The sequence below is a fragment of the Bradyrhizobium sp. USDA 4454 genome, from assembly GCF_054822705.1.
Genome location: NZ_JBTRCN010000001.1, coordinates 3,709,165 through 3,729,130, shown reverse-complemented (window position 1 = coordinate 3,729,130; position 19,966 = coordinate 3,709,165). Strand labels below are relative to the sequence as shown.

The 19,966-nt window shown below is 66.1% G+C and carries 17 protein-coding genes; 11 read left to right on the top strand and 6 right to left on the bottom strand.

Going from position 1 to position 19,966, the window contains the following annotated elements:
- Positions 1 to 7 precede the first annotated feature (7 nt).
- Genes nadA through nadC form a run of 3 tightly spaced genes read left to right on the top strand, consistent with a single transcriptional unit; the run spans position 8 to position 3,389 of the window.
- Complete coding sequence (nadA, locus tag ACVIW0_RS17430) at positions 8 to 994, top strand: quinolinate synthase NadA (RefSeq protein ID WP_461353423.1); 987 nt, start codon at positions 8 to 10, stop codon at positions 992 to 994.
- On the top strand, positions 991 to 2,541 hold the full coding sequence (locus tag ACVIW0_RS17425; protein ID WP_461353422.1) for an L-aspartate oxidase: 1,551 nt from the start codon (positions 991 to 993) through the stop codon (positions 2,539 to 2,541). Before nadA ends, ACVIW0_RS17425 begins: the two co-directional genes overlap by 4 nt.
- Complete coding sequence (gene nadC / locus ACVIW0_RS17420; RefSeq protein ID WP_461353421.1) at positions 2,538 to 3,389, top strand: carboxylating nicotinate-nucleotide diphosphorylase; 852 nt, start codon at positions 2,538 to 2,540, stop codon at positions 3,387 to 3,389. Before ACVIW0_RS17425 ends, nadC begins: the two co-directional genes overlap by 4 nt.
- 21 nt (positions 3,390 to 3,410) lie before the next feature.
- Here the strand turns inward: nadC and ACVIW0_RS17415 are convergent, their stop codons facing one another.
- Complete coding sequence (locus ACVIW0_RS17415) at positions 3,411 to 4,496, bottom strand: COX15/CtaA family protein (RefSeq protein ID WP_461353420.1); 1,086 nt, start codon at positions 4,494 to 4,496, stop codon at positions 3,411 to 3,413.
- 102 nt (positions 4,497 to 4,598) lie between these two features.
- On the opposite strand from ACVIW0_RS17415, the gene ACVIW0_RS17410 reads away from it, so the two are divergent.
- Positions 4,599 to 4,808, top strand: a complete 210-nt coding sequence (locus ACVIW0_RS17410) for a DUF2842 domain-containing protein (protein ID WP_229183239.1) — start codon at positions 4,599 to 4,601, stop codon at positions 4,806 to 4,808.
- A 51-nt stretch (positions 4,809 to 4,859) separates the two neighbouring features.
- On the opposite strand, the gene ACVIW0_RS17405 is transcribed toward ACVIW0_RS17410, so the two are convergent.
- A complete protein-coding gene (locus ACVIW0_RS17405; protein ID WP_461353419.1) occupies positions 4,860 to 5,888 on the bottom strand; it encodes a polysaccharide deacetylase family protein in 1,029 nt (342 codons plus the stop codon).
- Between the two features lie 189 nt (positions 5,889 to 6,077).
- Between ACVIW0_RS17405 and ACVIW0_RS17400 the strand changes: the two genes are divergently transcribed.
- On the top strand, positions 6,078 to 7,271 hold the full coding sequence (locus ACVIW0_RS17400) for a GNAT family N-acetyltransferase (protein WP_461353418.1): 1,194 nt from the start codon (positions 6,078 to 6,080) through the stop codon (positions 7,269 to 7,271).
- A gap of 19 nt (positions 7,272 to 7,290) precedes the next feature.
- On the opposite strand, the gene ACVIW0_RS17395 is transcribed toward ACVIW0_RS17400, so the two are convergent.
- Positions 7,291 to 8,229, bottom strand: a complete 939-nt coding sequence (locus ACVIW0_RS17395; protein WP_461353417.1) for a LysR family transcriptional regulator — start codon at positions 8,227 to 8,229, stop codon at positions 7,291 to 7,293.
- Positions 8,230 to 8,580: 351 nt separating this feature from the next.
- Here ACVIW0_RS17395 and ACVIW0_RS17390 point away from each other — a divergent pair, with 351 nt between their 5' ends.
- Entirely contained in the window at positions 8,581 to 9,909 is a 1,329-nt protein-coding gene (locus tag ACVIW0_RS17390; RefSeq protein ID WP_461353416.1) for an MFS transporter, read from the top strand.
- A gap of 119 nt (positions 9,910 to 10,028) precedes the next feature.
- Here ACVIW0_RS17390 and ACVIW0_RS17385 read toward each other — a convergent pair whose 3' ends face one another.
- Positions 10,029 to 11,015: a LysR family transcriptional regulator gene (locus ACVIW0_RS17385; RefSeq protein WP_461353415.1), complete on the bottom strand. Its 987-nt coding sequence runs from the start codon at positions 11,013 to 11,015 to the stop codon at positions 10,029 to 10,031.
- Positions 11,016 to 11,153: 138 nt separating this feature from the next.
- Between ACVIW0_RS17385 and ACVIW0_RS17380 the strand changes: the two genes are divergently transcribed.
- Positions 11,154 to 12,137, top strand: coding sequence for a tripartite tricarboxylate transporter substrate-binding protein (locus ACVIW0_RS17380; protein ID WP_461353414.1), 984 nt, complete (start codon positions 11,154 to 11,156; stop codon positions 12,135 to 12,137).
- Positions 12,138 to 12,140: 3 nt separating this feature from the next.
- Here ACVIW0_RS17380 and ACVIW0_RS17375 read toward each other — a convergent pair whose 3' ends face one another.
- Positions 12,141 to 14,477 (bottom strand): GumC family protein, encoded by a 2,337-nt coding sequence (locus tag ACVIW0_RS17375; RefSeq protein WP_461353413.1) that lies wholly within the window; start codon positions 14,475 to 14,477, stop codon positions 12,141 to 12,143.
- Positions 14,478 to 14,652: 175 nt separating this feature from the next.
- Here ACVIW0_RS17375 and ACVIW0_RS17370 point away from each other — a divergent pair, with 175 nt between their 5' ends.
- The 4 genes from ACVIW0_RS17370 to ACVIW0_RS17355 all read left to right on the top strand — a co-directional run bounded on the left by ACVIW0_RS17370 (position 14,653) and on the right by ACVIW0_RS17355 (position 19,485).
- The gene (locus tag ACVIW0_RS17370; protein ID WP_461353412.1) at positions 14,653 to 15,279 is read left to right on the top strand and encodes a polysaccharide biosynthesis/export family protein; all 627 of its coding nucleotides are present in this window, start codon (positions 14,653 to 14,655) and stop codon (positions 15,277 to 15,279) included.
- Positions 15,280 to 15,282: 3 nt separating this feature from the next.
- On the top strand, positions 15,283 to 16,422 hold the full coding sequence (locus ACVIW0_RS17365; RefSeq protein ID WP_461353411.1) for a glycosyltransferase family 4 protein: 1,140 nt from the start codon (positions 15,283 to 15,285) through the stop codon (positions 16,420 to 16,422).
- A gap of 115 nt (positions 16,423 to 16,537) precedes the next feature.
- The gene (locus tag ACVIW0_RS17360; protein WP_461353410.1) at positions 16,538 to 18,079 is read left to right on the top strand and encodes an undecaprenyl-phosphate glucose phosphotransferase; all 1,542 of its coding nucleotides are present in this window, start codon (positions 16,538 to 16,540) and stop codon (positions 18,077 to 18,079) included.
- Between the two features lie 137 nt (positions 18,080 to 18,216).
- The gene (locus ACVIW0_RS17355; RefSeq protein ID WP_461353409.1) at positions 18,217 to 19,485 is read left to right on the top strand and encodes an O-antigen ligase family protein; all 1,269 of its coding nucleotides are present in this window, start codon (positions 18,217 to 18,219) and stop codon (positions 19,483 to 19,485) included.
- On the opposite strand, the gene ACVIW0_RS17350 is transcribed toward ACVIW0_RS17355, so the two are convergent.
- Complete coding sequence (locus ACVIW0_RS17350; protein WP_461357356.1) at positions 19,457 to 19,930, bottom strand: MarR family transcriptional regulator; 474 nt, start codon at positions 19,928 to 19,930, stop codon at positions 19,457 to 19,459. The two genes, ACVIW0_RS17355 and ACVIW0_RS17350, sit on opposite strands and share 29 nt — an antisense overlap.
- Positions 19,931 to 19,966 lie beyond the last annotated feature (36 nt).

The window sequence follows — 19,966 nt, the reverse complement described above, 5'->3', positions numbered from 1 at the left end:
AGTATAAATGGCTGCACCCGATACCGATCTGCTCACCCGCACCGCGCCGCTCTATGAGCGCGTCAAACGCGTCATCCCGCCGTTCGAATGGGCCACCTTCGCCGAGGACGTCGATGCGATCCTCGCGCTGAAGCGCCGCCGCAACGCGGTGGTGCTGGCGCACAACTACCAGACGCCGGAGATCTTCCACGGCGTCGCCGATATCGTCGGCGACAGCCTGTTGCTGGCGCGTGAAGCGACCAAGGTCGACGCCGACGTGATCGTGCTCGCGGGCGTGCACTTCATGGCCGAGACGGCGAAGCTGCTCAATCCGGTCAAGACCGTGCTGATCCCCGACCTGAAGGCCGGCTGCTCGCTGGCGGATTCGATCACGGCCGAGGATGTCCGGCTGATGCGCGCGCGCTATCCGGATGCGCCCGTGGTCGCCTATGTCAACACGTCGACCGCGGTGAAAGCGGAGTCCGACATCTGCTGCACATCTGGCAATGCGCTCAAGGTGGTGGAATCGCTCGACGCCGAGCGCGTCATCATGCTGCCCGATGAATATCTGGCGCAGAACATCGCCAAGCAGACCAGCAGGAAGATCATCGCCTGGAAGGGCCATTGCGAGGTGCACGAGCTGTTCACCGCCGATGACGTCCGCCAGCTGCGTGAAAATTATCCCGACGTCACGGTCCTCGCGCATCCGGAATGCCCGCCCGAGGTGGTCGCGGAAGCGGACTTTGCAGGCTCGACGGCGGCGATGCAGTCGTTCGTCGAGACCAGGCGCCCGCCGCGCGTGGTGCTGCTGACGGAATGCTCGATGAGCGACAACATCGCGGCGCGGAATCCCGACGTCGACTTCGTCCGCCCCTGCAATCTCTGCCCGCACATGAAGCGGATCACGCTGAAGAACATCCGCCACGCGCTGGAGACCAACCGGCACGAGGTCACGATCGATCCCGAGATCGCCGATCGCGCGCGCAGGAGCGTCGAAAGGATGCTGGCGGTATGAGCAGCGATATCTCCGATCTCAACGGCCGCCCGGTGATCATCGGCGGCGGCGCCGCAGGACTGATGACTGCGCTGCAACTCGCACCCGAACCGGTCGTGCTGCTGTCGAAGTCTCCGCTCGGCGCCGAAGCCTCCAGCATGTGGGCGCAGGGCGGCCTCGCCGCAGCGGTCGGCGCGGATGACAGCCCTGCGCTCCATCTCGCCGATACGCTCGCAGCCGGTGCCGGCCTCTGCGACGCGGCGGCAGCGAGCCGGATCGTTCATGCCGCGCCCGCCGCGGTGGAGCATCTCGCCGAACTCGGCGTCGCCTTCGACCGGCGCGCCGACGGCAGCTGGCGCCTCGGGCTCGAGGCTGCGCATCGCTGCAACCGCATCGTACACGCCACCGGCGACGGCACCGGTCGCGAGATCATGCGCGCGCTGATCGCAGCGGTGCGTCGGACGCCGTCGATCACGCTGCTGGAAGGCGTCGAGGCGCGCCCGCTACTGGTCGAGGACAATGCGGTCAGGGGCGTGCTCGCAGCCAGCGACCGCGGCCCGCTCACCATCACGACCAACCGCGTCGTGATTGCGACCGGTGGCATCGGCGGACTATTCGCCGACAGCACCAATCCCGGTGGATGTTTCGGCCAGGGCCTCGCGCTCGCGGCGCATGCCGGCGCAAGGCTGTCGGATATCGAATTCGTCCAGTTTCACCCGACCGCCTTCGATGGTCCGTCGCGGCCGATGCCGCTGTTGACCGAGGCGATCCGCGGCGACGGCGCTGTCCTGATCGACGAGACCGGCCGGCGCTTCATGGCCGATCAGCCCGGCGCGGAGCTTGCGCCGCGCGACATCGTCGCGCGCGCCGTGTGGCGCCATCGTGCCGCAGGGCATCGCACCTTCCTCGACGCGCGCCAGCATCCGGGCGCGGATTTCGCCGAGCGCTATCCCGTGATCAGCGCGTTCTGCAGGATGGCGGGTATCGATCCCGCCCGTGATCCGATCCCGATCCGGCCGGCGGTTCACTACCACATGGGCGGCATCGCGGTTGACGGCTTTGGCCGCAGCACGGTGCAGGGCCTGTGGGCCTGCGGCGAGGCCGCGCGCACCGGCCTGCACGGTGCCAACCGGCTCGCCAGCAACTCGCTGATGGAGGCGATCGTCTGCGCGCGCTGGGTCGCCGAGAGCATCGAAGGCGTGAGCGCAGGCCCGCGCGCGATGCTGCGCGACGACGCATTGCCACCGGCGTCCGATCCCTCCATAGTACGACCGATCCTCACCCAGGGGCTCGGCGTGCTGCGCGACCGCGACGGCATCGCACGCACGATCCGGAGCCTCTGTCCGCTGGCGTGCAGTCCCAGCGCGGCATCGGACGCAGCATTGGTCGGATTGATGATCGCGGTCGCCGCGATCAGGCGTGAGGAAAGCCGTGGCGGCCATTTCCGCACCGATTTCCCGCACACCGCGTTGTCGGCGGCGCCGTCTTCCCTCACCCGCGCCGAGGCGCTCGCCGCCGCACGCGAGATCGTTGAATCCAAGCTATCAGCCAGGAGTGCCCTGTCATGACCCTCAATCCCCTGTTGCCGCTGCTCTACGAGCCGATCGTGCAGACCGCGCTGCGCGAGGACCTCGGCCGCGCCGGCGACATCACCGCAGACGCCATCGTACCGCCCGGACAGCAGGCCCGCCTGGTGATGCGGGCACGGCAGCCCGGCGTGATCGCCGGCCTCGACGTCGCGCGGACGGCCTTCCAGACCGTGTCGCCGGCCGTCACGTTGCGTGCCGAGCAGCCCGATGGCAGCGTGGTCGAGCCAGACCAGGTCATCGCGATCATCGACGGTCCGGCCCGCGGCCTGCTCACCGCGGAACGGACTGCGCTCAATTTCCTCTGCCATCTCAGCGGCGTTGCCACCGCCACTGCCACGCTGGTCAAGGCCGTCGCCGGCACGCGCGCGCAGATCGTCTGCACCCGCAAGACCACGCCGGGACTTCGCGCGCTGGAGAAATATGCGGTGCGCGCCGGCGGCGGCGGCAATCACCGCTTCGGGCTCGACGATGCCGTGCTGATCAAGGACAACCACATCGCGCTCGCCGGCGGCATCCGCACCGCGATCGAACGCGCCAAGGCCAATGCCGGCCATCTCGTCAAGATCGAGGTCGAGGTCGACACGCTGTCGCAGCTCGAGGAGGCGCTGGCGCTCGGCGTCGATGCGGTGCTGCTCGACAACATGACGACCGAGCAGCTCGGCCAGGCGGTCGCGATGGCGCGCGGCAAGGCGATCACCGAGGCCTCCGGCCGCATCACCGCAACCACCGCCGCAGCGATTGCCGCCACTGGCGTCGATTTGATCTCGGTCGGCTGGGTGACCCACAGCTCGGCCGCGCTCGATATCGGTCTCGACTACCTGTCTTGAGCGATCAAAGAGGTTGATCAATCAACCGGGCTGGCCGACGGGAACAAGCGTCGGCTGGTCCCGTTCGGTGCGGCGCGCCGCGAAGCGCTCGACCTGCAACACCGCTAGCGTCAGCACCACGATCGCGACCGCCTGATGGGTCAGCGCCAGATCGATCGGCACCTGATGCAGCAGCGTCAGGATGCCGAGCGTCGCCTGCAGCGTGATCGCCGCCACCAGCCACCACGCGCCTGCGATCACCGTACCGCCGGCGCGCGCACGCACGGCATCGATCGCATGTGCGATCGCCAGCGCGAACAACAGATACGCAGTCATGCGATGCTCGAACTGCACCGTCAGCGTGTTGTCGAACAGATTGCGCCACCACGGCGTCTCGAACCACAACCGGTCGGCCGACGGGGTCAAACCGCCGTCGATCTCGGGCCAGGTGTTGTAGACCCGGCCCGCGCGCAGGCCCGCGACCAGCGCACCGAAATAGAGCTGCACGAAGGTCAGCACCAGCAGCACCGCGCTGGTGATCTTCAGCCTGAGCGGCGCGATCACGGACGGACGGTCGGTCAGCCGCCGCAGCGTCCAAACGATCGCCGCGAAGATCAGCAGCGCGAGCACCAGATGCGTCGCCAGCCGATACTGCGACACCTCTACACGCTCCGAGAGGCCGGAGGCCACCATCCACCAGCCGACGCCGCCCTGCAGCGCGCCAAGGCCGAAGATGATCCACAGCCGGCGGCCGAGCTCGCCACTCACCGCGCCACGCCACAGGAAATACAGGAACGGCAGCAGATAGGCGGCGCCGATCACCCGGCCGAGCAGCCGATGGCTCCACTCCCACCAGAAGATCGTCTTGAACTCGACGAGCGTCATCCCGGCGTTGAGCTCGCGATATTGCGGAATCTTCCGGTAGCCCTCGAAGGCCTGGGTCCACTGCGCCTCGGTCAGCGGCGGCAGCGCGCCGGTCACCGGCTTCCATTCGACGATCGACAGGCCGGATTCGGTGAGCCGCGTGGCGCCGCCGACCAAGACCATCAGCGCGATCAGGCCGGCGACTGCGAGCAGCCAGACCCTGACGGCGCGGAGCTGCGATGTCTTTGCGGAAATACCGGCCATTTCGCCCTGACTTGATTGGATTTTCGCGCCCCTTATAGTCCGCCGCGCCAGCGGCGCAAGCGCCGCCGAAACGCTTGGGATCACGAGTTGCACATATCCGCCATGGCCATACGCACCCGCAAATTGCTCGGAACCATCTTCCTGCTCATCCTGGTGGTGGTGTGGTCGCTGCTCGGCATGACCGTGGCCCAGACCCCGTGGCTCGCCAGTTCCGGCCTGTTGCAGGCGATCTTCTACGTCGTCGCCGGCCTCGGCTGGGTGCTGCCGGCGATGCCGATCGTGTCCTGGATGTCGCGGCCCGATCGCGCCTAAAGCATGATCCGGAAAACTGCGAAGCGGTTTTCCGAAAAGATCATGCTCAACCTAAATTCCGTTCTGATTGCGCGCGCTCCGCGTCGGTCGCACCGGCGCGAACATCACGCCCGACAGCAGCACCCGCATGACCCGCAGCGAACGCACCCGGCCGTCCCAGGCGATGCGCGGCAGCGCATGGAGATTGGTCCGGCCTTGTGCCTCGACCACACCCGAGATGGTCGACACTGCGCTGGCAAAGCCGGTCTCCTCGGCCATCACCACATCCGGACGGGCGAAGGCTTCGCGGTCGCCGAAAGGATAGGCGAAATGCCTGACCGGCCGGCGAAGCGCACTCTCGGCCACCGCCTTGCCCATCGCCATCTCGCGCTGCGCAGCGGCATCCTTCACGCTCGACAGCGCCGGATAGTTCACCGTGGCGCTGCCGAACGTCACGTTCGGATCGGCCGCGAGCTTCGCGAGATCCCCCCAGTCGAGCGAGGCGTCGCGTGACAATTGCGCCGCATCGGCCGCATAGCGCCGGCCGAGATCGTTCACCGCATAGGCCAGCTCCGACGGCGGCAGCCGGCGCAGCCACCCGGACAGGAAATCGAACAGCTCGTATTTGTCCGACAGGCTGGAGACCGCGAAGTGGCGTTCCCTGCCGTCGATGACCAGGCTGATGCGGCTCTCGCGCGCGATGATGTCCTCCAGCGCCAGCCACCACGCCACACCGACGCCGTCCGGGAACGCCGTCGGCAGATAGAGCGTGAAGGGCACGCCATGCCTGGCCAGCACCGGATAGGCATGGGTGATGATGTCCTTGCTGGCACCGTCGAAGGTCAGGCAAACAAACCGGCGGCGCTCCGGCATGGTCACCGCGCGGCGGCAGGCCTCGTCGATCCCGACGATGTCGTAGTGCCAGCGCTTCAGCGCGCGGATCGTGCGATCGAGGAATCCCGGCGTGATCTCCTGCGACCTCAGCGGCTGAAACCGTCCCCGACGCGCGGGCCGGACGCGCGCGAAACGCAGGATCGCCCCGGCGCCGCCGGCTTCGCGTTCCCGCAGCCTTAAGGCGCCGCTGAAGTAGGCGAGCTCCATCCGGGCCCGCCGCAAGATCCCGTTATCCGGCACCAAAATCTCTAACCTGTCCCGGCCGTTGCCCGGCGGTTCCCCGCCAACCGCCAAGCCCCATCGACGCATTCATATTACTCTTTGTTGACATTTCCCTGCGAAGGTCGCCCCAGCCGAGACCTGTAAATTAATACCTTAAAAAATTTGGGCTCCGAGATGATCATGGCGGCGGCAGTTGAAGGCCACACGGCGGGCACGCGGACATGGCCGAACGCAATCCGCGTTGCCGGCGTCGACATTTTTCATGACCTCACGGCCGCCGAAGCGACCTGGCGCAGTCTCGAGACGCCACAGCACAGCTACACGCCCTATCAGCGCTTCGATTTCCTTGCCAACTGGCAGCGCCAGGTCGGCGAACGCGAGGGCCTGCGACCCTTCATCGTCGTTGCCCATGACAGCGAACGTCGGCCATTGCTGCTGTTGCCGCTCGCCGTCGAGCCGCGTCTGGGCGCGACCTGCGCGAGCTTCATGGGCGGCAAGCACGCGACCTTCAACATGGCGCTGTGCGAGAAGGATTTCGCCGCCAACGCGACCGAGGCCGACATCACCGCCCTGATCGGATCGATCGCCGAACGCTCCCGCGTCGATGCCCTGGTGCTGTGCCAGCAGCCGCTACGCTGGCAGGACCAGCCCAATCCGCTGGCGTTGCTGCCGCATCAGGCTTCCGTCAACGACTGCCCGCTGCTGGTGATCGAGCCCGGCGCCGCGCCCGCAACGCTGATCAGCAACTCGTTCCGCCGCCGCCTCAAGGGCAAGGAGCGCAAGCTGCAGCCGTTGCCCGGCTACCGCTACCACGTCGCCAGCACGAGCGCTGACGTCTGCCGCCTGCTCGACTGGTTCTTCCGCGTCAAGCCGCAGCGCATGGCCGAGCAGAAGCTGCCCGATGTGTTCGCCGAACCCGGCGTCGAGCAGTTCATCCGCGCCGCCTGCCTCGCGCCGCGCGCCGACGGCAACGGCTATGCGATCGATATCCATGCGCTGGAGTGCGACGAGGAAGTGATCGCGATATTCGCCGGCGTCTCCGACGGTCATCGATTCTCGATGATGTTCAACACCTACACGATGTCGGCCAATGCCAAGTTCAGCCCCGGCCTGATCCTGATGCGCGACATCATCGATCGCCATGCCGGCCTAGGCTACCGCACCCTCGATCTCGGCATCGGCTCGGATGAGTACAAGCGGCTGTTCTGCAAGGACGACGAAGCAATCGTCGATAGCTTCATTCCGCTCAGCCTGCGCGGCAAACCGGCGGCCGGCATGCTGTCGGCGATCAGCCGCGCCAAGCGCGCGGTGAAGCACAATCCGGCGCTGTTCGAGATCGCGCAGAACCTGCGCAGCATGTTCCGCTGAGGACACCTGTGGGCGACGTCTAGGCAGACGAGACTTCCGGCGCCTGCCGTCCGCTCTCGACGCCGAGCCGCATCATCGCATCGAACACCAGCATGGCGGCCGGCGACAGCGCGCGCTTGCGCAGCTTGATCAGCCCGTAGCTCTCGAGCATCAGCTGGTCGCGGATGCGCAGCATCTTGAAGCGCTGCGGATCGAGCAGATCGAAGATCAGCATCGGGATCGGCACGATCGCATCGATTCCCGCAGCAATCCCGATCGAGGCAGAAAAGGATTCGGTGTTGATCATGCGCTGCGGCGGCGCAATTCCGCGGCTGTAGAACAGCCGCTCGAGCGCCTGGCGCATGAAGGATTCCCGCGGCTGGCAGATCCATTGTAGGTCGACGGTGTCTTCCAGACTGACGCTGTCGAGCGCCGCCAGCGGATGTTCGGCGCGCACCAGGAGCGCGGCCTGCTCGGCGCCGATCTCGTGATAGTCGAACTGCGCCGGATCGATGCCGGCGGGAATTCGCGCCACGATGAAATCGAGCTCGAGCGCCAGCAGCCGCGCCACCAGCGGCGGGCTGGTGCTGACATCGAGCGAAATGCTCACCCGGTGCAGCTTCTCGCCGAGATACTGCATGACGTCGACGACGAGGTCGATGCTGGGCTTGGCGACCGTCCCGACCGAGACGGTGCCGAGCTCGCCGGACCGATAGCCGGCGAATTCATTGGTGACGCGGTCAAGGTCGGCCAGCACGCTCCGTCCGCCCCGGATCAGGATCGAGCCGTAGGCGGTCGGCTCGACGCCGCGCGCGGTCCGCTCGAACAGCGGAACCCGCGCCACCGCCTCGATTTCGGCCAGCATCTTCGACGCCGCCGACTGGGTGATGTTGAGGCGCTCGGCGGCCAGCTGCAGCTTGCGCTCGCTGTCGAGCGCGACCAGCAGGCGCAACTGGCGCAATTTCAGATTATTGATCACGGCCCGTCACCATCCTGCCCGGCAAATGCCATCGATCCGATCGATCGGAACGAACAGAATTCCAGATTCTTGTCTTGGCATGCCTTCTACTCGCGAACCGGTGTCCAGTCGCTGGAGACACCGCGGTTCCCGCGGTTATACCGCGGTGCATCATGACAGTTTCGCCGTGGCTCCATTCCCAAATGCCATTAGTCACGCGGCCGTCAATTACACAACAATGTACGCAACAATGTACGCAGGGCTTGCAACAAAACTTGCAAGGGAGCGACGGAGCGCTGCGGGTGTACGCTGTACGGCCCGGCGAGCGCGGTGACCGTGCGCCGAATCGAAAAGCCAGAAGGGACGGGAACGATGAGCGACGATGTCGAGAAGCGCGCGGTTGGAAAGATGATGCGGCGGCTGATTCCGTTCCTCATCCTGTGCTACTTCGTGGCCTATCTCGATCGCGTCAATGTCGGCTTCGCCAAGCTGCACATGAATGCCGCGCTTGGGCTCAGCGAAGCCGCCTACGGGCTCGGCGCGGGCCTGTTCTTCGTCGGCTACTTCTTCTTCGAGGTGCCCTCCAACATCCTCCTCGAGCGGTTCGGCGCGCGGCGCTGGATCGCCCGCATCATGATCAGCTGGGGCATCGTCTCGGCGGCATTCGCGTTCATCCCGCAGATGTCGGCGGCGAGCGGCCTCCAGAGCGAATGGATTTTCTACTTCCTGCGCCTCTTGCTCGGCGCCTGCGAGGCCGGCTTCTTCCCCGGCATCATCTTCTATCTGACGCTCTGGTTCCCGACGATCTACCGCGCCCGCGTCATTAGCCTGTTCATGCTCGCGATCCCGATCTCCAGCATCATCGGGGCACCGATCTCGGGCCTGCTGCTCAATTTGTCGGGCGCCGGCCTGACGGGGTGGCAGTGGCTGTTTATCTGCGAAGCGCTGCCGTCGGTGCTGGTCGGCTTCGCGGTGCTGGCGATGCTGCCCGACTTCCCGCGCCAGGCGAGCTGGTTGCAGCCCGACGAGATCAAATGGGTGCAGACCTCGCTTGAGATCGAGCGGCAGAAGAAAGAAGCCGTCGAGCACATCTCGGTCATGCAATCGCTGACCGATTCGCGGGTGCTCGCCTGCGCGCTGGTGTATTTCTGCCTCAATGCGGCGAGCTACGGCGTCGCGTTCTTCCTGCCCACCATCATCAAGGCGTTCGGCGTCACCGACACCCAGACCGGCTTCCTCGCCGCCCTGCCCTTCGTGTTCGGCGCGGTCGGCATGGTGCTGCTCGGCCGCCATTCCGACAAGACCGGCGAGCGGCGTTATCACGTCGCCGGCGCATTGACGCTCGCTGCCGTCGGCATCGGCCTTGCCGGGCTGGTCTCCAGTCCGGTGCTGATCATCGGCCTGCTCTGCCTTGCCCAGATCGGCGTCTCCGCGGTACCGCCGATGTTCTGGCCGATGCCGGCCAGCATCCTGAACGGCGCCTCGGCCGCCGCAGGCATTGCCGCGATCAACTCGCTCGGCAACCTGTCGGGCTTCGCCGGCCCGTTCGCGATGGGCTACCTGAAGGACCTGACCGGCGGATTCACCGCGGGCCTGCTGCTGCTCGCGGTCGTCGGATTGATCGGGGCCCTGGTCACGATCCGGCTGCGGATCGATCCGGTGCTGGAGCGCGCCGCGCGCGAGCCGGCGCTGGCACACTGAAGTATCATCAGGGAAAAGCGCGAGGCGGTTTCCGCAATGTTCGTGCTTCAATGAGGACTCAACGCGCGATGACGCTTCAACTCAATCTCATCGCGCTTTGGATGCCCAGGCGGCTGCCGCTAGCGAATGGCGGGGCGCTCCCCCGGCCCTTTCGTGAGCCCCTTCTTGCTTGCCGTGATCCTTGCGACATCGCGGATGCAGGCGATGAAAATCTCCGCGGGTGGCGCCAACGTGCGCCCCTTCAGGGTGACAATCGCGGCCGACACCGCGGCCGTCCTCGGCAGCTGAACCGGAAGGATCTTCAGCCCGAGATCGCCGCCGGCAGACCGCGCGACGGAACCGGGCAGCATAGTGATGAAGCGGTCGGTCGCCGCCAGCCGGCAGCACAGATGCAGCGACAGTGTGGTGATCGGCGCACCGGGCGCCTGCACTCCGCTATCGCGGAACATGTCCGCCACCGCAGTGCCCGGAAAGGTGTCGGGCGGAGGTAGCACCCAGCGCTCCCGTGCGAGGTCAGCCAGTTGAAGTCTGGACGCGCGCGCCCATTTGCTTCTCCTTCCTCCGACAACGACGCGCGGATCGTCCAGCAAAGGCTCGACCGCCAAATCCTTTTCGTCAAACGGCGTCGGTGTCCACCCGAGCAACAGATCGATGCTGCGCTCGCGCAACTCGCGGTAACGGAGGTTGCTGAGAACGGTCTGCGCGACGTTGATGCGGATCCCCGGATGGTGCTGCGTGAACCGGTCGATCGCCACCGGAAGCAAGCCGGCCGCGATGCTTTCCGAACTGCCGATCCGCAACTCTCCGACGGTCGGGTCAGCAAGAAATGCGAGCTCCTCGAGACCCCGGGTAAGCTCGTCGAAAATCGACACCCCGCGCCTGACCAGGGCATGGCCGTAGGCTGTCAGTTCGACGCCGCTGCGGCACCGATCGAACAGCCGAACGCCAAGCCCGTGCTCCATGTCGGCGATTGCACGGGAAACCGCCGGTTGCGACATCGCAAGCTCGGCTGCGGCCTTTGCCATGCTGCCGCGCAGCGCGACGATAAGCAGGATGTGCAGATCGCGCAGCTTGAGCCGGCGTCGGGCACGCTCAATGTCCAGCATCGGCGATCCCTACCAAAACGGTTATGGACGCCTCAGACACTAGCATTGGACGTTCATCTCCGCCTCACGCATCCTTCGCGTGCGATGACGCAGATCGTCGCGCCCCGACGGCACGGCTCGATGACCTTGGAGGCAGACATGTTGACCCGTCGCGATATCATGACCGCGTCCGCCGCCTGGATCGCCCTGATCGCCACGGGCCAGACAACACGGCCGATTGCGGCGCAGCCACGCCTGAAGATCGCCCACATCCTCACCGGCTACAGTCCCGGATTGCCGGACGCAGTCGCAAGACTCGTCGCCGGACAGATGAAGGATTATGCAGACTCGATCGTGGTCGAAACCCGGCCCGGCGCCAGTGGCCGGATTGCGATCGAGGCCGTGAAGAGCGCCGAGGCCGATGGGTCGGTCATGCTGCTCGCGCCCCTCGGGTTCATCACGCTGTTTCCGCACACCTACAAGACGCTCGGATACGCCCCGCGGGACTTCACGCCGGTATCGACCGTCGGCTCGTTCGCGACTTTGCTCGCGGTGGGGCCGAAAGTGCCGAACGACGTCAGGAGCCTCGCCGACTTCGTCGCCTGGTGCCGTGCCAACCCGACGCAGGCGGCCTATGGCACGCCGGGCGTCGGCACCACGCTGCATTTCATTGGGGCGATGCTCGGCCGGACCGCCGGCTTCGACTATCTTCACGTGCCCTATCAGGGCAGAGGCGCGGTCCAGGACCTCCTGAAAGGCGAGATCGCGTCTGCGGTGATGCCGGTCGACAGCCTGCTGGGCCAGGTCCAATCCGGGCAACTGCGCGCGCTGGCAACGACCGGACCCGGCCGTCTGAAGTCGCTCCCGGACGTGCCGACGGTGGCGGAAGCCGGATACCCCGTGCTTCAGGACGTGACCTGGTTCGGCATCTTTATGCCGGCGAAGACATCGCTTGCCGTCATCGCGCAGCTCAACAGCTCGATCCAGGCGTCGCTCCGCACCGACGAGGTCAGGTCAGGCATGGCCAAACTGTCGGTCGATGTCGACGCAATCGCGATGAACGACTTTGCCCGACTGCTCGCCTCGGAATCCGATCGCTGGAAAGGGATCGTGCAGGCGACCGGATTTTCGCCCGCGGGTTGACCCTCAGGCCGCCACCACGCGCGGGCCGGCAGCAACCGTTTGCGACGGCGCGCAGGGCTTGCTCAGCATCGTGACCTCGGAGAAACCGACGGCCCTGAGCTGAGTGACCATCGAACGGCGGGCATCCTGCGCCATGGCGGCATCGGGCACGACGACGGCCTGCGCCTTCGCGGTCAGGAGTTCGGCCGGCAGGTCGACGGCTGAGCCGGCATCGAGCAGCACGTGGTCGTAGACCCTGAGCAGCGCATCGATCGCAAGCACCAGCCGCTGCGATTGCAGATGGCTGCGATCGAAGCCCGGACGCCCGGCGCTGACGATCTGCACGCGCGACTGCCGGTCCTTGGAGATGATCTGCGCGAACGTCGCCTCGCCCTGCATCAACTCGGCAAGGCCGGGCGCTGCGGGATCGACGGTGGCTGCCGCCAACACCGGCGAGGAGCCGACGAGATCGACCACCACGACCTTGGCCTGGCGCGCCATCAGACGGGCCAGCGTCAACGCGGTCGCCGTCACGCTCTCACCGGCCGCCGGACCGAGGACCGTGACCTTGTGGGCGGCGGGGCCGGCCGCGATAAGACGCTCGGCAAGTTCATCGATCTCGTCGATCGCATGGGCCGGCGCAGGCTGCGGCTCGCTGATGACGGACTCGTCGGCAACCGTCGACGCCGGCGGCACTTCAGGCTCCGGCGGTGTCCTCGGCGCAACCGCCGCCGCGCGGGCGGGCTCAGGCGACAGCGCTGGCACCGGCTCGTCTTCGGCTACGGCCTCCATGACCGGTTCGCGGCGCCGGATCACGGCAGCCGCCGGCGCGAAGGCCCGGCCGACCGCGCCGGGCGCGGTGATCCGCAGCAGCTCGCCGGTGATGATGATGCCTGATGATAGCAGCAGCGTCGCCAGGGTCGCGATCAGCACGATCGGCAGCTTCTTCGGATAGGCCGGCGTATTCGAGACCGTGGCGCGCGAGATGATGCGGCCGTCGGTCGGCGCGGCCTCGATGTTCTCGCGTGCGGTCGCCTCGCGATACTTGGCGAGATAGGCCTCCAGGAGATCGCGCTGCGCCTTGGCTTCACGCTCCAGCCCGCGCAGCTGCACGTCCTGGCTGTTGCTCGACGAGGCCTGCTTCTTCGACTGGTCGAGGCTCGCCTGCAGCGCCTGCACGCGGCCGTCGGCGACACGGGCATCGTTGTCCAGCGAGCGCGAGATCTTGCCGGCCTCCTCGCGCAATTGACGGTCGAGGTCGGCGATCTGCGCCTTCAATTCCTTGATGCGCGGATGGTTGTCCAGCAAGGTCGAGGATTGCTCGGCGAGCTGCGCGCGCAGCGTGCCGCGCTGCTCGGCGAGCCGGCGGATCAGCTCGGAATTGAGCACTTCCGAGGCCTCGATCGGCTTGCCGCCCTGAAGCATTTCGCGGATCAGCCGCGCCTTGGTCTCGGCATCCGCCTTCAGCGCACGGGCATTGTTGAGCTGCGTGTTCAATTCGCCCATCTGCTGGTTCGACAGCGGGATGTTGTTGGTGCCGACGAACAGGCTCGACTTGGAGCGGAATTCCTCGACCCGCGAATCGGCCTCCGCGACCTTGTCGCGCAGCTTATCGATCTCTCCGAGCAGCCAGGTGCTGGCCGACTTGGCCTGATCCTGCCGTGCGCCCTGCTGCAGCACGAGATAGCCATCGGCGATCGAGTTGGCGACACGCGCCGCAAGCTCGGGATCCTCCGACTGGAATTCGATCACCATGACGCGCGACTTGTCGACCGCGTAGGCCTGGAAAAGCTCGTAATAGGAATCGAGCACCCGTTCTTCCGGCGTCAGGCTGAACGGGTCACGGCCGATGCCGAACAGCGCCAGCAGCGACTTCAGCGGCGAAAAGCCGCGCAGCACCGGATCGAATTCGGGGCGCTCGGCGAGCTTGTTCTTCTTGATGATGTCGCGAGCGAGATCGCGCGACAGCAACAGCTGCACCTGGCTCGTCACCGCCTCGGCATCGAGCGAGGTGCGCTCCAGGTCGCGTTCGCCATTCGGGCGCAGGAAGGCGTTCTCGCGATTGTCGATCAGGATCCGCGCTTCCGACTTGTAGCGCGGCGTCACGACATTGACTGCGGCGAGCGACAACGCAAACACCAGCACGGTCGGAACGACGATCCAGCCGCGCTTGCGTGCCAGCGCGCGGCCAAGCACATGCAGATCGAGATCGGCTGCCTCGGCCGGACGTGCCGGCCCGTCGAGAGCAGGCTTCGGCGAAACCGGCTTCACGACAGCTTCATCGGCAACGCGCGCGGACTGCGGCACCGCCCGTTGCACGACGGCCTTTTCCTTGTCTCTACGCCAGAATCCAAACCGCATAACCAACTCCCGCGGACGCCGCGACTCCACCTCAATGGCGGCGATTACAGTCCATTAAGGTTGCCGCTGGGTTAATCGGTGCGGTTGCCGGACATCGCCACCACCACCGATCCGTCATTCTTTGTTAACCATGAGCGCCGTTAATCGGGGCCGGTATTGTCGCGGGATTCCTCACATGCGCGATCTGCGCGCCCCCCCTGTTTGTCTGATTGCTGCGCTCGCGCTGTCGGGCTGCATGGGCCGGACGTCGCCGGTCGCCGGCGACCCCGGCCTCGACCCGATGGCTTACGGCGAGCCCTCCTATGCGGCGCCGATCGCCTATGCCGAGCCCGCGCCGACGCGCGAGGCCTACAATCTTGGCCCCGGCGACAAGCTGCGCGTCGTGGTCTATGGCCAGGAAGGCCTGACCAACTCCTATGCGATCGACGCCGCGGGCGCGATCACGATGCCGCTGATCGGCTCGGTGCCGGCACGCGGCCGCACGCCGGCGGGGCTCGCCGCCGAGATCACCGCACGGCTGCGCAACGGCTTCATCCGCGAACCCTCGGTCGCGGTCGAGATCGAGTCCTACCGGCCGTTCTTCATCCTCGGCGAAGTCCAGGGCCCCGGCCAATATCCCTACGTGCCCAACATGACGGTCGAGAGCGCGGTGGCGATCGCCGGCGGATTCTCGCCGCGCGCCAGGCGCGACGAGGTCACGCTTACCCACACCGATGCATCGGGCGCGGGCCGCTTCGTTGCCCCCCTGGCCACGCCGATCGGGCCCGGCGACACCGTGTTCGTCGGCGAGCGCTGGTTCTGATCGATGGCGCAGGATCAAAACCAGCAACCGCCGCTCCGCATCCTGCATGTCGTCCGTGCCCCGGTCGGCGGCATCATTCGCCACATCCTCGATGTCGCCAACGGCCAGATCGAGCGCGGCCACCATGTCGGTATCGTCGCCGACAGCCTGACCGGCGGCGCCCGCGCCGACGGGGTGCTGGCCGACATCGCGCCGCGCCTCAAGCTCGGCGTCCACCGGGTGGCGATCCGTCGCGAGCCGCGCTTCGCCGACGTCCTGGTCTGGGCGCATATCGCCGGGCTGATCCGCAAGCTGAAACCCGACGTCGTACACGGCCATGGCGCCAAGGCCGGCGCCTATGTCCGCCTGCGGCGGCGTTCGAACAAGGTGATCCGGGTCTACACACCGCATGGCGGATCGCTGCACTACCCGCTCGACACCTGGAAGGGCCGCTTCTACAGCCAGCTCGAGCGCACGCTGATGAACAGCACCGACCTGTTCCTGTTCGAGAGCGCGTTTGCCCGCGACACCTATCAGCGCACCGTGGGCAAGCCTGCGGGCCTCGTGCGCTGCGTCTTCAACGGCGTCACCTCGGAGGAGTTCGAGCCGGTCTCGATAGCTGACGACGCCACCGATGTGGCCTATGTCGGCGAGTTCCGGCGCATCAAGGGCGCCGATCTGCTGATCGACGCGGTGGCGAAACTGCGCGCCGAGGGCACCCCGGTGACGCTGACGCTGGGCGGCGACGGCGAGGAATTCGAACGCCTCAAGGAGCAGGTCAAGCGGCTGTCGCTCGGCGAGGCCGTCCGCTTCATCGGCCACGTCAAGGCGCGCTTCGGCTTCTCCAAGGGCAGCTTGCTGGTGGTGCCCTCGCGCGGCGATTCGATGCCTTACGTGGTGATCGAGGCCGGCGCCGCCGGCGTTCCGATGATCGCCGCCAATGTCGGCGGCATCCCGGAGATCTTCGATACCCACACCGACGCTTTGTTTGCGCCGAGCAATGCCGCCGCGATGGCCGATGCCATCAAGGCCGCGCTGGACAACCCGACGGCGACCGCGGCGCGCGCGCGGCAACTGCGCGAACGGATTTCCGAACATTTCTCACAGAGCGCAATGGTCGAGGGCGTGCTGGCCGGCTACCGCGATGCATTTGCCGAACGTTAACCATTTCTTGCACACGTAACCGTTTCTTCCGATTTGTCCCCTTAAGTCACCTCCAGGGGAATTTCGCTGCTGCGCGCGGATGCCCATCTGCATGCGCAGGAATGGACGTGGACTCGTGGAACCGTTTAACGCACGCTCGATGCTGGATGCCGCTGCGTCAGCGACGGCCCAACCGCAGATCGAACGCCGCCGCCGCCTGTCGCCGGCCGCACTCGCCGTCACCAACCAGAAAGTTCGCGGCGCCTACTCGCCGATCGTGATCGCCGGCGTGGTTCGCCTCGCCGATTTCGTGCTGCTCAGCCTGGTCGGCGTCGGGCTCTATTTGGCCTATGTCAGGCCGCTCGCCGGCGGCGGCATCCATTGGGGATACATCACCGCGATCCTCGGCATGTCGGTTGCGGCGGTGATCTGCTTCCAGGCCGCCGACATCTATCAGGTGCAGATCTTCCGCGGCCAGCTCCGCCAGATGACCCGGATGATCTCGTCATGGGCATTCGTGTTCCTGCTGTTCATCGGCGTTTCCTTCCTGGTCAAGCTCGGCGGCGAGGTGTCGCGGGTCTGGCTGTCGTCGTTCTTCTGCGTCGGCCTTGCGGTGCTGATCGCCGGGCGGCTGCTGCTGCGCTCGATGGTGCGGGCCTGGGCGCATGACGGTAGACTCGACCGCCGCACCATCATCGTCGGCGCCGACCAGAACGGCGAACAACTGATCGAGGCGCTGAAGGCCGAGGACGATTCCGACATCCATGTGCTCGGCGTGTTTGACGACCGCAATGACGGCCGCGCCATGGAGACCTGTGCCGGCTCGCCGAAGCTCGGCAAGGTCGACGACATCGTCGAGTTCGCGCGCCGCACCCGGGTCGACCTCGTGCTGTTCGCGCTGCCGATCTCGGCCGAGATCCGCATCCTGGAGATGCTGAAGAAGCTCTGGGTGCTGCCGGTCGACATCCGCCTGTCGGCCCATACCAACAAGCTGCGCTTCCGGCCCCGCTCCTACTCCTATCTCGGCAAGGTGCCGACGCTGGATGTGTTCGAGGCGCCGATCACCGATTGGGATCTGGTGCTGAAATGGCTGTTCGACCGCGCGGTCGGCGGCCTCGCTTTGCTTGCCGCGCTGCCGGTGCTCGGACTGGTGGCGCTCGCGGTGAAGCTCGACAGCCCCGGCCCGGTGCTGTTCCGCCAGAAGCGCTTCGGCTTCAACAACGAGCGGATCGACGTCTACAAGTTCCGCTCGCTCTACCACCACGAGGCCGATCCCACCGCCTCCAAGGTGGTCACCAAGAACGATCCGCGCGTCACCCGCGTCGGCCGTTTCATCCGCAAGACCTCGCTCGACGAATTGCCGCAGCTGTTCAACGTTGTGCTGAAGGGCAACCTCTCGCTGGTCGGCCCGCGCCCGCACGCCGTGCAGAGCAAGCTGGAGAATCGACTGTTCGACGAGGCCGTCGACGGCTATTTCGCGCGCCACCGCGTCAAGCCAGGGATCACCGGCTGGGCCCAGATCAACGGCTGGCGCGGCGAGGTCGACACCGACGAGAAGATCCAGAAGCGCGTCGAGTATGACCTCTATTACATCGAGAACTGGTCGGTGCTGTTCGACCTCTACATTCTGCTCAAGACCCCGTTCTCGCTGCTGACCAAGAGCGAAAACGCGTACTGAGCATTGAGATCAACCGCCGTCATTGCGAGGAGCGAAGCGACGACGCAATCCATGCCGCAATTCGGGGATAGGTGGATTGCTTCGCTTCGCTCGCAATGACGGATCTAAGATTTTGTACCGCGTTGCGTGAGTATCCGATGGCCTATGCGGCAACAGCCGGGACGTCCCAATCGCTGACATCGGCGCCGTCAGGCGTGCTGGCGTTGCAGCGAGCGCTGGTGTGGCTGGCCGGCGCGTCGATCGCCATCGTGTTCATCGAGCCGAGCCCGTATGAACTGGTCACGCTGGCCGCTTGCGTGCTGTTCTTCGCCACGGGCCTGCGCATGCGGCTCGTGTTCATGCCGCTGTTGTTTTCGCTGATCGTGCTCAATGTCGGCTACAGCATCGGCGCCGTGCCGTTCCTCGACAAGCCGGAGGTGGTGAACTGGGTGCTCACCTCCTGGTACATGGCCGTCACCGTCGTCTTCTTCGCGATGGTGATGTCGGAGGACACCGAAGCGCGGCTCGACATGCTGCGCCGCGGCCTGATCGTCGGCGCGATGATCGCCTCGCTCGCCGGCATCGCCGGCTACTTCCATTTGGTGCCCGGCGGCTACGACCTGCTGACGCTGTATGATCGCGCCCGCGGCACTTTCAAGGATCCCAACGTGCTCGGCGCGTTCCTGATCCTGCCGGCGCTGTTCACGCTGCAAAGCGTGGTCTCCGACCGCTTCGGCAAGGCGTTCCGCAACGCCATCGCGTTCGGCATCATCTCGCTTGCGATCCTGCTGTCGTTCTCCCGTGCCGCCTGGGGCGGCCTCCTGATCACCGCGGCCTTCATGCTGGCGCTGATGGTGTTCACCAGCCGCTCGCAGGCGCAGCGCTCGCGCATCATCGTGATGACCTTGATCGCCGCGGTCTTGGCGGTTGCGCTGATCGCGGTGCTGCTGTCGGTCGGCTCGGTCGCCGACATGTTCAAGCAGCGCGCGAGCTTCGACCAGAGCTATGACGAAGGCCGCTTCGGACGCTTCGGACGCCACATCCTCGGCGCCCAGATGGCGCTGGAACTGCCATTCGGCATCGGACCGCTGCAATTCCACACCTACTTTCCCGAGGACACCCACAACTCCTTCCTCAACGCCTTCATGTCGGGCGGCTGGATCTCCGGCATCTGCTATCCGGCGCTGGTGTTCGTCAGCGCGATCATCGGCTTCCGCTACATCTACACGCGGGTGCCGTGGCAGCGCGACTATCTTGCGATCTTCTCGGCATTCCTCGGCATCGCCGGCGAGAGCTTCATCATCGACACCGACCATTGGCGGCATTTCTGGATGATGCTGGGCACGATGTGGGGCATGTACGCGGCGACCGAGCGCTATCGCGCCATGCCGGCCGAAATCAACGACGAGACTTCGGCGGCAGCTTGAGTTTGGCGCGCTGCTCCGGCGGCATGTCGATCAACGCCTTCAGTGCTTCGGTCGCCTGTAACACGCCCTTGTAGCCGTCATTGGCGAAGCGCAGCAGCAGGCGCAACTCGTCGTCGCTGTAGCTGCTCCAGAGCTTTTGCATGGCGTTCTGCATCGGCACGTAGAACTTGCCGATCTCCATCGCCTTGTCCTCCACCACCGAGATGAAGACCTTGCGGCGGTCGCTCTCGTCCCGCTCGCGGCGCACATAGCCCGCCTTCTCCAGACGATCGACCACGCCGGTGATGGCGCCCGTGGTCAGCCCGGTGACTTCGGCGAGCCGTCCTGCGGTGACGCGGCCCTCAAGGTACAGGATGTCCATGCACTCCATGTCGGAGTTGGAAATTCCGGCCATGTTTGCAACGGCTTGGCCATACATCACGCCCTGCGCCGAGGACCGGCGCATCGCTTCCTCGAGTTGCTGCATCAGCGCATCGCGCGA

What these genes read in the sequence shown, in the direction of transcription:
- ACVIW0_RS17415 (WP_461353420.1), bottom strand. Translation starts at nt 4,496, where the DNA reads ATGGCCGGTATTTCCGCAAAGACATCGCAGCTCCGCGCCGTCAGGGTC.
- ACVIW0_RS17365 (WP_461353411.1), top strand. Translation starts at nt 15,283, where the DNA reads ATGGCGCAGGATCAAAACCAGCAACCGCCGCTCCGCATCCTGCATGTC.
- nadC (WP_461353421.1), top strand. Translation starts at nt 2,538, where the DNA reads ATGACCCTCAATCCCCTGTTGCCGCTGCTCTACGAGCCGATCGTGCAG.
- ACVIW0_RS17350 (WP_461357356.1), bottom strand. Translation starts at nt 19,930, where the DNA reads ATGCGCCGGTCCTCGGCGCAGGGCGTGATGTATGGCCAAGCCGTTGCA.
- ACVIW0_RS17410 (WP_229183239.1), top strand. Translation starts at nt 4,599, where the DNA reads ATGGCCATACGCACCCGCAAATTGCTCGGAACCATCTTCCTGCTCATC.
- ACVIW0_RS17425 (WP_461353422.1), top strand. Translation starts at nt 991, where the DNA reads ATGAGCAGCGATATCTCCGATCTCAACGGCCGCCCGGTGATCATCGGC.
- ACVIW0_RS17380 (WP_461353414.1), top strand. Translation starts at nt 11,154, where the DNA reads ATGTTGACCCGTCGCGATATCATGACCGCGTCCGCCGCCTGGATCGCC.
- ACVIW0_RS17405 (WP_461353419.1), bottom strand. Translation starts at nt 5,888, where the DNA reads ATGGAGCTCGCCTACTTCAGCGGCGCCTTAAGGCTGCGGGAACGCGAA.
- ACVIW0_RS17390 (WP_461353416.1), top strand. Translation starts at nt 8,581, where the DNA reads ATGAGCGACGATGTCGAGAAGCGCGCGGTTGGAAAGATGATGCGGCGG.
- ACVIW0_RS17375 (WP_461353413.1), bottom strand. Translation starts at nt 14,477, where the DNA reads ATGCGGTTTGGATTCTGGCGTAGAGACAAGGAAAAGGCCGTCGTGCAA.
- ACVIW0_RS17355 (WP_461353409.1), top strand. Translation starts at nt 18,217, where the DNA reads ATGGCCTATGCGGCAACAGCCGGGACGTCCCAATCGCTGACATCGGCG.
- ACVIW0_RS17370 (WP_461353412.1), top strand. Translation starts at nt 14,653, where the DNA reads ATGCGCGATCTGCGCGCCCCCCCTGTTTGTCTGATTGCTGCGCTCGCG.
- ACVIW0_RS17400 (WP_461353418.1), top strand. Translation starts at nt 6,078, where the DNA reads ATGATCATGGCGGCGGCAGTTGAAGGCCACACGGCGGGCACGCGGACA.
- nadA (WP_461353423.1), top strand. Translation starts at nt 8, where the DNA reads ATGGCTGCACCCGATACCGATCTGCTCACCCGCACCGCGCCGCTCTAT.
- ACVIW0_RS17385 (WP_461353415.1), bottom strand. Translation starts at nt 11,015, where the DNA reads ATGCTGGACATTGAGCGTGCCCGACGCCGGCTCAAGCTGCGCGATCTG.